This window comes from Microbacterium sp., from assembly GCF_035687345.1.
Taxonomy (GTDB): domain Bacteria; phylum Actinomycetota; class Actinomycetes; order Actinomycetales; family Microbacteriaceae; genus Microbacterium.
In genome coordinates, this window is record NZ_DASRXZ010000087.1 from 1 (window position 1) to 11462 (window position 11462).

Genomic DNA, 11462 nt, shown 5'->3' on the forward strand with positions numbered 1-11462 from the left:
GGGGGGGGGGGGGGGGGACGGCCGGGGCGTCGGATGCCGCGGCTACCCTGGACCGCGTGACTGATCAGCCGGGCGACCCGTACGCCGACCTCGACTGGGCCGACGTCGACGCGCCGCCCGACGACTCGTGGGCGCCGCCCGAAGACGGGTGGATGCCGCCGCCCGACGAGTTCGCCCCGCCGCCGTCCGGCGACCTGTTCGACGGCACTCCTCGGCGCGATCACACCGGTGCCGACCCGCGCGACGTGCTGCGCGAGGTGTTCGGCTACGACGCGTTCCGCGGCGACCAGTCGGCGATCGTCGATCACGTGGTCGCGGGGGGCGACGCCGTCGTGCTCATGCCGACCGGCGGGGGAAAGAGCATCACCTACCAGGTGCCCGCACTCGTGCGACCGGGCACCGGCCTCGTGATCAGCCCGCTCATCGCACTCATGCACGACCAGGTCGACGCGCTCGTCGCGAACGGCGTGCGAGCCGCGTACCTCAACTCGACGCAGGCGCCCTTCGAGCGCGCCGCCGTCGAGCGGGCCTACCTCGCAGGCGAGCTCGATCTCATCTACGTCGCGCCCGAGCGGCTGTCGGCGCCCGCGACGACGAAGCTGCTGCAGCGGGGCCGGTTGAGCGTCATCGCGATCGACGAGGCGCACTGCGTGTCGCAGTGGGGCCACGACTTCCGCCCCGATTACCTCGCGCTCGGCGACCTCGGCGAGCGGTTCCCGGGCGTCCCCCGCATGGCGCTGACGGCGACCGCGACCCGCGCGACCCACCGCGAGCTCACCGAGCGCCTGAGTCTGCCCGAGGCGAAGCACTTCGTCGCGAGCTTCGACCGCCCGAACATCCAGTACCGCATCGAGCCGAAGGTCGATCCGCGGCGCCAGCTGCTCTCGTTCATCCGGTCCCTGCCCGAGGGATCGGCCGGGATCGTGTACGCGCTCAGCCGCAAATCGGTCGAGCAGACGGCCGAGTACCTGCGCGCGCAGGGGATCGACGCCCTTCCGTATCACGCGGGGCTCGAGGCATCCGTCCGGTCCGGCAACCAGGCGCGGTTCCTGCGCGACGACGGCGTCGTCATGGTCGCGACGATCGCGTTCGGCATGGGCATCGACAAGCCCGACGTGCGCTTCGTCGCCCACATCGATCTGCCGAAGTCGGTCGAGGGCTACTACCAGGAGACGGGCCGCGCCGGCCGCGACGGCGAGCCGGCGATCGCGTGGATGGCGTACGGACTCGGCGACGTCGTGCAGCAGCGGAGGCTCATCGACCAGAGCCCGGGTGACCGCGCGTACAAGATGCGCATGGGGCAGCACCTCGACGCGATGCTCGCGCTGTGCGAGACGGTCGGATGCCGCCGCCAGAACCTCCTCGCGTACTTCGGGCAGGAGTCGGAACCGTGCGGCAACTGCGACACGTGCCTCGAGCCGCCCGAGACGTGGGACGGGCTCATCGCTGCGCAGAAGCTCCTGTCGACGATCGTGCGGCTGCAGCGCGAGCGCGGACAGGCGTTCGGCGCCGGACACCTCATCGACATCCTGCGCGGCGCCGACACCGAGCGCATCCGGCAGCAGGGTCACGACGCGCTCTCGACGTACGGCCTCGGGGCAGACCTCAGCGACCAGGACTGGCGCAGCGTCGTGCGGCAGCTCCTCGCGCGCGGCATCCTCGTCGCGCGCGGCGAGTACGGGACGCTCGCGCTGGGAGATCCGGCGGCCGGGGTGCTCAAGGGCGAGACGGCCGTTCCGCTGCGGCGCGACGTGCTCGGGCGCGCCGGGTCGGCGGGCTTGCGCGTGCGCAAGGCGTCCGCCACCGCCCTTCGTCAGGCTCAGGGACCGGTTTCAGAGGAGGACCGCGAGCTCTTCGAGGCACTTCGCGCGTGGCGGGCGAGCGTCGCGCGCGAGCAGGGCGTTCCCGCCTACATCGTCTTCGGCGACGCGACGCTGCGCGCCCTCGCCGAGCACCGCCCGGCGACGCTGGCCGACCTCGACGGCATCTCGGGCATCGGGGCGAAGAAGCGCGAGGCCTACGGCGAATCCGTGCTCGAGGTGATCGCGGCCGCATGAAGGGCCGTCGCGGTCGCCGTTGGGTAGCGTGGCAGCCGTGCGCATCACGACGAGGAACGCCCAGTTCCAGGTGTGGCAGTCGCTCCTGACGAACCGGAAGACACGGCAGCGCGAAGGCGAGTTCCTCGTGCAGGGCGTCCGGCCGATCACGCTCGCACTCGAGCACGGGTGGGACTTCCGTGCCGTCGTCTTCGACGCGAGTCGAAAGCTCTCGCGCTGGGCCACAGGGGTCCTCGAGAGCACGCGATCCGCGCGACAGGTCGCGATGTCGCCCGAGCTCATCGCGGAGCTCGGTGAGAAGTCCGAAGGCCCGCCCGAGCTCATCGCCGTCGTCGCGATGCGTCCGGACCGGTTCGACCGCATCGTCCCGGGGGAGGGGCTCCTGACCGTCGTCTTCGATCGCCCCACCCAGCCGGGCAACATCGGGTCCCTCATCCGCTCGGCCGACGCGTTCGGGGCGACGGGCGTCATCGTCACCGGGCACGCGGCCGACGTGTACGATCCCAAGTCCGTCCGCGCGAGCACGGGATCGCTGTTCGCGGTCCCGACGATCCGCATCCCGTCGCCCCGCGACGTGGTCGACTGGGCGGGTCGGCTCCGCCCGCGGCCGCTGCTCGTCGGGACGGATGAGGCGGGCAGCGTCGACGTCGACGGCCACAACTTCCGCGGGCCGCACGTCATTCTCATCGGCAACGAGACGTCGGGCCTCAGCACCACATGGCGAGAGGCTGCGGACCTGATGGTGCGCATTCCGATGGTCGGCTCGGCGAGTTCGCTCAACGCCGCCAACGCCGCGACGGCCGTGCTCTACGAGGCGGCCCGGCAACGGCGTCGGCACGGGCGATGATCCTGCGCTGAGTCAACGGGCGCGCACCCGCGAACCGCGCAACACGTCTGCCGTTCGACGGGAGAGTTCCTCTGACGGCACCTCGTCGGCCTCTAGGCTGTCGCGAGCGGGCAAAGGAGCTCGCGACAGCGAAGGCGCGCATCGGGAGGGATACGTGGCTCTCAGCAACATCGAGATCGCTCAGGCGGCACACCTCGAGCCCATCGGCACGATCGCAGCGAGACTGGGCATTCCCGACGAGAGCATCGTGCCGTACGGGCACTACAAGGCGAAGGTCGCGCTGTCATACCTCGAGTCACTGCGCGACAGACCGCAGGGCAAGCTGGTCCTCATGACAGCGGTCTCGCCGACGCCCGCCGGCGAAGGCAAGACGACGACCACGGTCGGCCTCGGCGACGCCCTCACCCGGCTCGGTGAGAAGGCGATGATCTGTCTGCGCGAGCCCGCGCTCGGTCCCGTGTTCGGCATGAAGGGCGGTGCCGCAGGCGGTGGCTACGCGCAGGTCGTGCCGATGGAGGACATCAACCTCCACTTCACGGGCGACTTCTCCGCGATCGCGGTCGCGACGAACCTGCTCGCCGCGCTCATCGACAACCACATCCACCACGGCAACGCGCTCGGCATCGACGTGCGCCGCGTGACGTGGCGCCGCGTGCTCGACGTCAACGACCGCGCGCTGCGCGACATCGTCTCGGGCCTCGGGGGTCCGGGCAACGGCTACCCGCGCGAGTCGGGCTTCGACATCGTCGTCGCGAGCGAGGTCATGGCGGTGTTCTGCCTCGCGCGCAGCCTCGCCGACCTCAAGGAGCGCCTCGGCGAGATCGTCATCGGCTACACGCGCGACCGCAAGCCGGTGCGCGCGCGCGACCTCAAGGCGCACGGTGCGATGACGGCGGTGCTGCGCGACGCGCTCGCGCCGAACCTCGTGCAGACGATGGAGCACACGCCCGCGTTCGTGCACGGCGGCCCGTTCGCGAACATCGCGCACGGCTGCAACTCGCTCATCGCAACGGCGTCCGCACTCCGCCTGGCGGACTACGTCGTCACCGAGGCGGGCTTCGGCGCCGACCTCGGCGCCGAGAAGTTCATCGACATCCTGTGCCGCTCGTCGGGGCTGTGCCCGTCGGCCGCGGTCATCGTCGCAACCGTGCGCGCGATGAAGTACCACGGTGGCGTCGAGGTCGCCGATCTGCCGACGGAGAACGTCGACGCCCTGCGCCGCGGCACGGTCAACCTCGTGCGCCATCTCCGCACGGTGCGCGAGACGTGGGGCATCCCCGCGGTGGTCGCGATCAACCACCGCGCGGAGGATTCGGATGCCGAGGTGCAGGCGCTCATCGAAGCGGTCGAGGCCGCCGGCGCGAAGGCCGTCGTCGCCAGGCACTTCGCCGAAGGCGGCGCCGGCGCGGAAGACCTCGCGCGCGAGGTCAAGCGCCTGTGCGACGGCGAGGCGCCCGACCTGACCTTCACCTACCCCGACGAGGCGACGCTGTGGGAGAAGATGCGCGCGATCGCGACGCGCATCTACGGGGCATCCGACATCACCGCCTCGACCGCAGTGCGCGCGCAGATCCGGCGCCTCCAGGAGGAGGGCTACGGCGATTACCCGGTGTGCGTCGCGAAGACGCAGTACTCCTTCTCCACCGATGCGAAGCTGCGCGGAGCCCCCGAGGGGCACGTCGTCGACATCCGCGAGGTGCGACTCGCCGCCGGTGCGAAGTTCATCGTGATGATCTGCGGCGACATCATGACGATGCCAGGCCTTCCCGCCGTACCCGCCGCCGACTCGATCGACGTCGACGACGAGGGGCGCATCGTAGGGCTGTTCTGAGCGGCGCGACCGGCGTGTGCGGCCCGCGTTACGCTCGCTGACATGGCGCTCACCGACATCCCGTTCCAGACGATGGAGGGCGAGACCAGGACGCTCGCCGACTTCGGCGGCAAGGCCCTCCTCATCGTCAACGTGGCCAGCCGCTGCGGCCTCGCTCCGCAGTACGCGACGCTCGAGCGTCTGCAGCGGGAATACGGCGATCGCGGTCTGCAGGTGCTCGGCTTCCCGAGCAACCAGTTCCTGCAGGAGCTGCGCAGCAACGACGCCATCAAGGAGTTCTGCTCGACGACGTACGGCATCACGTTCCCGATCTTCGATCGCATCCGCGTGAACGGGCGGAAGGAGCATCCGCTCTACACCGAGTTGAAGAAGACACCGGATGCTTCCGGCAGAGCCGGCCGGGTCACCTGGAACTTCGAGAAGTTCCTCGTCGCGCCCGACGGCACCGTGAAGCGCTTCCGCCCGCACACCGAGCCGGACGATCCCACGGTGATCGCCGCGATCGAGGAGGCACTGCCGCGCTGACGCTCACCTGTCGTATGGGAACGTCCGTACGCGCTCGACGCGGAACCGGTGCGGCAGTGCGTCGAGGTCGCGCGTTCCGTCCGCGCGCGGGAACTCGAACACGTCGAGCATGAGCTGCACCGGATAGTCGATGCGCTGCGCGACCGTCTTGACCCATCGGTGGTCGATGTAGAACCGCAACTCGTCGGGCGTCCATGCGACGGCGTAATCGTGGAACCCGGTGAGGTCACCCTCCACACGCACCTTCGCAAAATCGGTCGTGAGCTTCGGGTCGTTCTGCGCCTTGACGCCGACTCCGACGAGGCCGCCCGTGTCGTCCATCTCGGAGCCGAAGATCTCGGCGATGCAGATCTCACCCGAGTGCTCCGGCTCGTCTTCGAAGCCGATCGGCCAGAAGGCGACCATGACGTCGGGGTGGCGGATCGCTGCCATGCGGACTTCGATCACGCCGTGCTGCACGAGGTGCAGTCGGCGCTCGGGCTGTGCCTCGCGCACGACGAGATCTGGGCGGAAGCGGTGCTGCCCGATCCTCGATCCGACCGGTCCGGAGTATTCGCCGGTCTGCAGGTGGGAGACACGGATGCCGCCATCGAAGTCCGGCGACCACGGCGGGGTGTCGGCGTCGATGAGGAGCTCGAGCCCGGACGGCGCGACCGAGTACCGCGACCCGGTGCGCTCGCGGGACGACCAGTGCGGCAGGTAGTACGGCCACCACACGGTCTCGTCGAGCACGCCCTCGTCGAAGTGCTCGTCGAGGTCGGGCGCGCGGCCGTCGAGGTCGAGCGGCATCTCGGGGTCACCCATGCGGTCATTGTGCTCCCCGCGGGCGACATCGTCACCCGCGAGAGTCACCACCGCATCGTCGTGCGACTCACCAGGGCATGGGGCCGTGCTTCGACACGTACGTCCCCGTCGGTCCGTCGGGTCCGATCTTCGCCATCCGCACGATGATCTCCGCGCCCTCCTCGACCGTCTGGGTCCCGGTGTTGCCGTTGAGATCCGTCTTCGTATAGCCGGGCTCGACCGCGTTGATGCGCATCTCGGGCAGTGCCTTCGCGAGCTGGACCGTGATGACGTTGACCGCGGTCTTCGAGGCCGGGTAGGCGATGCCCTGGTAGAAGTGCGTGAAGCTCTGCGGATCGCTCAGCATCGACAGCGACGCGAGGCCGCTGGACACGTTCACGATCACGGGTGCCGGCGAGCGGCGGAGGATCGGCAGGAACGCGTGGGTCACCCGCATCACACCGAACACGTTCGTGGCGAACACCGCCTGCAGGTCGGCCGCGGTGGTGTCCACCGGCGACGGGATGCTGTTGTCGGGCAGCCGCGGCTCGACGCCGGCGTTGTTGATGAGCACATCGATTCCGCCCGCATCCGCAATGGTCTTCGCAGCGGCGTCGACCGAGGCGTCGTCCGTCACGTCGAGCTGCACGAACTCCGCGCCCAGCTCCGAAGCCGCTGTGCGTCCGCGCTCCTCGTCGCGCGCGCCGATGAAGACGCGATGTCCGGCGGCGATGAGCTGCCGCGCGGTCTCCTTGCCGATTCCCTTGTTCGCTCCGGTGATGAGTGTCGTCGTCATGCCTTCGACTTTCGATGGAAGTCGAAGGCTCAGCCAGGTCCCCCGTTTTCCTGAGACTGACAGGGCCAGGATGAGCGACGCCGGCTCCCGGATGCGCGCGGATAATGGCTCCGTGGCGACCTGGGATCTCGGCCGGGCGATCCGGTCATGGCGTGACCGGGTGACCCCCGAGCAGGCGGGTCTTCCCGGTGGGCGGCGCCGCCGTGCGCCGGGGTTGCGGCGCGAGGAGCTGGCCGGCCTCGCGGGCATCAGCATGGACTACCTCACGCGTCTCGAGCAAGGCCGCGCGACCTCCCCGTCGGCGCAGGTCGTCGAAGCCCTTGCCCGTGCACTGCGGCTCAGCGACGCGGAGCGTGAAGTGCTCTTCCACCTGGCGGGGCTGACGGTGCCCGGCCCGGGAATCGTCCCGACCCGGATCAGCCCGAGCGTGCAGCGGCTGCTCGATCGGTTCACGCACACGCCGACCGTCGTCTTCGACGCGACATGGACGCTCGTCACGGCGAACCCCGCGTACAACGCACTGATGGGCGACACGACGCGCCGGTCCGGGCTGGAGCGCAACGCCGCGTGGCGGTATCTGCACGGGCTTCCGAACCGCGTGCGGATGTCGGCCGACGAGCGCGATCGCCTCGCCGAGCAGCTCGTCGCGGATCTCCGCGCAGCCGCGGCGCACTATCCCGACGATCCGCGCGTGAGCGAGCTCGTCGAGGCCATCGTCGAATCAAGCGCCCGGGCGGCCGAGCTGTGGCGGGCCGGAGGCGGCACGACCGATCATCCGCCCGCCCGCCGCAAGGTGATCGACCACCCGCAGGTCGGGCCGATCGAGCTGGACTGCGACACCCTCATCGTCGCGGGCGATGACCTGCGCATCATGATCTACACCGCCGAGCCCGGCAGCGAGGACGCGAGCCGTCTCGACCTCGCGATCACCCTCGGAACCCAGCAGTTCACCGCACGATGAGTCGCGCGGCTGTACGTCGCCCTGTCGGGACCGCACAACCTCCCGGGTCGACGGTCGTCGGATGCGTTGTACAACATGTCCAATCGACTTTGCGCGAAGTTGTGGGAGTCCTACCGTCAGAGTGACTTCCCCTATCGATGCCGAAAGGTGATCACCCATGGCAGACGCCGCCGTCCGCATCAAGAAGCCCGCCACCAGCAAGCGCACGCCCGCCGGAGGCGCCCCGACCGCCGCGCACAGCGCAGCCGAGGCATCCGAACCGCGCATCGACGTCGCCTCGGTGACCGACCTCCTGCTCGGAACGTGGGCGGACACCCGCCGCGAAGCACGCGAGATGATCAAGGACTCCGCGTTCTGGCGGATCGACGGGCAGCCGATGCCCGAGCACCGCGAGCGCGTGCTGAGCCAGCTCCACCTTCTCGTCGAGCACGGCGGCTCGCGCCGCGCCTTCCCGAAGGAGTACGGCGGCCACGAGGACAACGGCGCCAACCTCGCCGGCTTCGAGGAGCTCGTGCTCGCCGACCCGAGCCTGCAGATCAAGTCGGGCGTGCAGTGGGGTCTCTTCGGCTCGGCGATCTACCAGCTCGGGACGAAGAAGCACTGGGACGAGTGGCTCCCGGCCGTCATCGACTTGAGCCTGCCGGGCGCGTTCGCGATGACCGAGACCGGCCACGGGTCGGATGTCGCCGCGATCGGCACCACGGCGACGTACGACCCCGAGACGGAGGAGTTCGAAATCCACACGCCGTTCCGCGGCGCGTACAAGGACTACCTCGGCAACGCCGCACTGCACGGCAAGGCGGCGACCGTGTTCGCGCAGCTCATCACGAACGGCGTGAACTACGGCGTCCACTGCTTCTTCGTGCCGATCCGCGACGACGAGGGCAACATGATGCCCGGCATCAAGAGCGAGGACGACGGCGTCAAGGGCGGCCTCAACGGCATCGACAACGGTCGCCTCGCGTTCGACCACGTGCGCGTGCCGCGCTTCAACCTGCTCGACCGCTACGGGCAGGTCGCCCCGGACGGCACCTACACGAGCGACATCTCGAGCCCCGGCCGCCGCTTCTTCACGATGCTCGGCGCGCTCGTGCAGGGCCGTGTCTCGCTCGACGGCGCGGCGACGGTCGGCACGGCGCTCGCGCTGCACATCGCGATCACGTACGCGAACCAGCGCCGCCAGTTCGACTCGGGCGCCGGCACCGAAGAGGTGGTGCTGCTCGACTACGGCAAGCACCAGCGCCGCCTGCTGCCCCTCCTCGCCCAGAATTACGCGCAGTTCTTCGCGCACGACGAGCTGCTCAAGAAGTTCGACGGCGTGTTCTCGGGCCGCACCGACACTGCCGAGGAGCGCGAGGACCTCGAGACGCTCGCCGCGGCACTCAAGCCGCTGAGCACGTGGAACGCGCTCGCGACCATCCAGGAGGCGCGCGAGGCGTGCGGCGGCGCGGGCTTCCTCGCCGAGAACCGCCTCGTCGGCCTGCACCAGGATCTCGATGTGTACGTCACGTTCGAGGGCGACAACAACGTGCTCCTGCAGCTTGTCGGCAAGCGGCTGCTGAGCGACTTCGCGAAGCAGTTCAAGGGCGCGGATGCCGCGAAGCTCGCGCGGTACGCCGTCGGGCAGACCGCCGGCAAGGTGTTCCACGGTGCCGGGCTCCGCCAGCTCGGGCAGGCGGTCGCCGACTTCGGCTCGACGGCCCGGTCGGTCGAGCTGGGCCTGCGCGAGGAGCAGCAGCACGAGCTGCTCGCGGGCCGCGTGCAGCAGATGGTGGCCGACATCGCGGCCGCGCTGCGCCCCGCGTCGAAGCTCTCGCAGGCCGAGGCCGCCGAGCTGTTCAACGCGCACCAGGCCGAGCTCATCGAGGCGGCCCGCGCGCACGGCGAGCTGCTGCAGTGGGAGGCCTTCACCGACGGCGTGAACCGCGTCGCCGACGAGGGCACGAAGCAGGTGCTCATCTGGCTGCGCGACCTCTTCGGCATGCATCTCATCGAGAAGCACCTCGCGTGGTATCTCATCAACGGACGCCTGTCGACGCAGCGCGCGGCATCGGTCTCGCGCTACATCGACCGGCTCTCGGCCCGCCTTCGCCCGCACGCGCAGGACCTCGTCGACGCGTACGGCTTCGAGCCCGAGCACGTGCGCGCGCCCATCGCGTCGGGGGCGGAGCAGCAGCGGCAGGATGAGGCGCGCGAGTACTACCGCGCGCTGAAGGCGTCGGGTGAGATGCCCGTGTCGGAGAAGTCGCTCAAGAAGAAGTAGCGCTAGGCGCCGCCGCGCGGAAGCGGTGGGCCGCCGCGCGGAAGCGGTGGGCGGTCACCCGGACCAGCCGCACATGCCGCACTCGCCGCTCGCCGACACCTCGACGAAGCAGTTCGGGCACATCGCCCGCGTGACGTCGCGAGTGCTCGGGGTGCGGCGCGCAGGCGCGCGCTCGGCACGCGGCCGTGCCTTCGCGCGCGGCGCGGCAGCCGTCGGAGCCTCGCGCCGCACCACGACCGGGCGGTGCTCGGCGCAGTAGAAGCGCACGAACCCGTCGTGGTTCTTCGGATGCCGGTGCTTGACCGCCCACAGCTCGGTGCGCGGCCGCGGCTCGGAGTCGGCGCCGCACGTGAAGCAGCGCGTCGGGTCGCCGGGGACGACGTCGGCCACAAGGACGGGGGTCTCGAACGGGATGGCGTCCCGCCAGTCGGACGACGCGACGATCCTCATGACATTCCTCTCGTGCGGTGCCGGGGGCGCACCCGCCCTTCAACGGTAAGCGACTCGACCCGCTGCCGTCTCCGGCCCTGTCTGAGACGATCCGTCCGTTCGCGACACGACAGTGGTGAGGCCGCGTGCGCAAGGGCTTCAGTGCACGCATGCTTCGCGAGGGGATCGCGTTCGGGGCGCGGTCCCCTCGATCGCGTTCCAGGACGGCCGACGTCGGTGTCGGCGCGCGCCGCTAGCGTGGGCGGAATGAGCCTCGATGTCGCCGTCGACGAGAACGGAGTCGCGCGCTGCCGATGGGCCGACTCCGACCCGGAATACCGCCGCTACCACGACGAGGAGTGGGGAACGCCGCTGCACGGCGATCGCGCGCTGTTCGAGAAGATGAGCCTCGAGAGCTTCCAGGCGGGGCTGTCGTGGATCACCATCCTGCGCAAGCGTCCTCGGTTCCGCGAGGCGTTCGCGGGCTTCGATCCCGAGGTCGTCGCACGGTTCGGCGACGACGACGTCGAACGACTCATGGCCGACGCGGGCATCGTGCGCAACGGGGCGAAGATCCTCGCGACGATCTCGAACGCGCGGGTCGTGGCCGAGATGGCCGAGGGCGAACTCGACGAGCTCATGTGGTCGTTCGCGCCGCAACCGGATGCCCGGCCGAGGCCCCGCTCGTTCGCCGAGGTCCCCGCCACGACGCCTGAGTCGAAAGCTATGAGCAAGGCCCTTCTCGCGCGCGGGTTCCGGTTCGTGGGCCCCACCACGATGTACGCGCTCATGCAGTCCGCGGGCATGGTCGACGACCACGTCGAGGGGTGCTGGCGCGCGGCATCCGGCTCGTCGACCACTCCTCGTGGGGATTTGTCCCCATCGAGTTCCGAACCCGCCGCGACGTAGCCTGACGGAGGCGATCGGACGGCGGCCGGAGACCACCGCCGTGTGGAAAGGGCTCGTCAGA

10 protein-coding genes are annotated in these 11462 nt (G+C 70.1%); 7 read left to right on the forward strand and 3 right to left on the reverse strand.

Annotated elements, in window-relative coordinates:
* The first annotated feature begins 56 nt into the window (after positions 1 to 56).
* The 4 genes from recQ to VFF97_RS09655 all read left to right on the forward strand — a co-directional run bounded on the left by recQ (position 57) and on the right by VFF97_RS09655 (position 5260).
* Positions 57 to 2057: a DNA helicase RecQ gene (gene recQ, locus VFF97_RS09640; protein ID WP_414684245.1), complete on the forward strand. Its 2001-nt coding sequence runs from the start codon at positions 57 to 59 to the stop codon at positions 2055 to 2057.
* A gap of 37 nt (positions 2058 to 2094) precedes the next feature.
* Positions 2095 to 2904 (forward strand): TrmH family RNA methyltransferase, encoded by an 810-nt coding sequence (locus VFF97_RS09645; protein WP_325033284.1) that lies wholly within the window; start codon positions 2095 to 2097, stop codon positions 2902 to 2904.
* Positions 2905 to 3058: 154 nt separating this feature from the next.
* Positions 3059 to 4735: a formate--tetrahydrofolate ligase gene (locus tag VFF97_RS09650; RefSeq protein WP_325033285.1), complete on the forward strand. Its 1677-nt coding sequence runs from the start codon at positions 3059 to 3061 to the stop codon at positions 4733 to 4735.
* A gap of 42 nt (positions 4736 to 4777) precedes the next feature.
* The gene (locus VFF97_RS09655; RefSeq protein ID WP_325033286.1) at positions 4778 to 5260 is read left to right on the forward strand and encodes a glutathione peroxidase; all 483 of its coding nucleotides are present in this window, start codon (positions 4778 to 4780) and stop codon (positions 5258 to 5260) included.
* A 3-nt stretch (positions 5261 to 5263) separates the two neighbouring features.
* Here the strand turns inward: VFF97_RS09655 and VFF97_RS09660 are convergent, their stop codons facing one another.
* Together VFF97_RS09660 and VFF97_RS09665 are read right to left on the reverse strand one after the other, a co-directional pair.
* The gene (locus tag VFF97_RS09660; RefSeq protein ID WP_325033287.1) at positions 5264 to 6064 is read right to left on the reverse strand and encodes a glycoside hydrolase family 16 protein; all 801 of its coding nucleotides are present in this window, start codon (positions 6062 to 6064) and stop codon (positions 5264 to 5266) included.
* A 67-nt stretch (positions 6065 to 6131) separates the two neighbouring features.
* Positions 6132 to 6839: an SDR family NAD(P)-dependent oxidoreductase gene (locus tag VFF97_RS09665; protein ID WP_325033288.1), complete on the reverse strand. Its 708-nt coding sequence runs from the start codon at positions 6837 to 6839 to the stop codon at positions 6132 to 6134.
* Between the two features lie 112 nt (positions 6840 to 6951).
* On the opposite strand from VFF97_RS09665, the gene VFF97_RS09670 reads away from it, so the two are divergent.
* Both VFF97_RS09670 and VFF97_RS09675 read left to right on the forward strand, forming a co-directional pair.
* Positions 6952 to 7800, forward strand: a complete 849-nt coding sequence (locus tag VFF97_RS09670; protein WP_325033289.1) for a helix-turn-helix transcriptional regulator — start codon at positions 6952 to 6954, stop codon at positions 7798 to 7800.
* Between the two features lie 157 nt (positions 7801 to 7957).
* Positions 7958 to 10063 (forward strand): acyl-CoA dehydrogenase, encoded by a 2106-nt coding sequence (locus VFF97_RS09675; protein ID WP_325033290.1) that lies wholly within the window; start codon positions 7958 to 7960, stop codon positions 10061 to 10063.
* A 54-nt stretch (positions 10064 to 10117) separates the two neighbouring features.
* On the opposite strand, the gene VFF97_RS09680 is transcribed toward VFF97_RS09675, so the two are convergent.
* Complete coding sequence (locus VFF97_RS09680) at positions 10118 to 10513, reverse strand: glucose-6-phosphate dehydrogenase (RefSeq protein WP_325033291.1); 396 nt, start codon at positions 10511 to 10513, stop codon at positions 10118 to 10120.
* A 246-nt stretch (positions 10514 to 10759) separates the two neighbouring features.
* Here VFF97_RS09680 and VFF97_RS09685 point away from each other — a divergent pair, with 246 nt between their 5' ends.
* Complete coding sequence (locus tag VFF97_RS09685) at positions 10760 to 11401, forward strand: DNA-3-methyladenine glycosylase I (RefSeq protein ID WP_325033292.1); 642 nt, start codon at positions 10760 to 10762, stop codon at positions 11399 to 11401.
* Positions 11402 to 11462: the final 61 nt, after the last annotated feature.

What these genes read in the sequence shown, in the direction of transcription:
- VFF97_RS09665 (WP_325033288.1), bottom strand. Translation starts at nt 6,839, where the DNA reads ATGACGACGACACTCATCACCGGAGCGAACAAGGGAATCGGCAAGGAG.
- VFF97_RS09685 (WP_325033292.1), top strand. Translation starts at nt 10,760, where the DNA reads ATGAGCCTCGATGTCGCCGTCGACGAGAACGGAGTCGCGCGCTGCCGA.
- VFF97_RS09680 (WP_325033291.1), bottom strand. Translation starts at nt 10,513, where the DNA reads ATGAGGATCGTCGCGTCGTCCGACTGGCGGGACGCCATCCCGTTCGAG.
- VFF97_RS09660 (WP_325033287.1), bottom strand. Translation starts at nt 6,064, where the DNA reads ATGGGTGACCCCGAGATGCCGCTCGACCTCGACGGCCGCGCGCCCGAC.
- VFF97_RS09655 (WP_325033286.1), top strand. Translation starts at nt 4,778, where the DNA reads ATGGCGCTCACCGACATCCCGTTCCAGACGATGGAGGGCGAGACCAGG.
- VFF97_RS09675 (WP_325033290.1), top strand. Translation starts at nt 7,958, where the DNA reads ATGGCAGACGCCGCCGTCCGCATCAAGAAGCCCGCCACCAGCAAGCGC.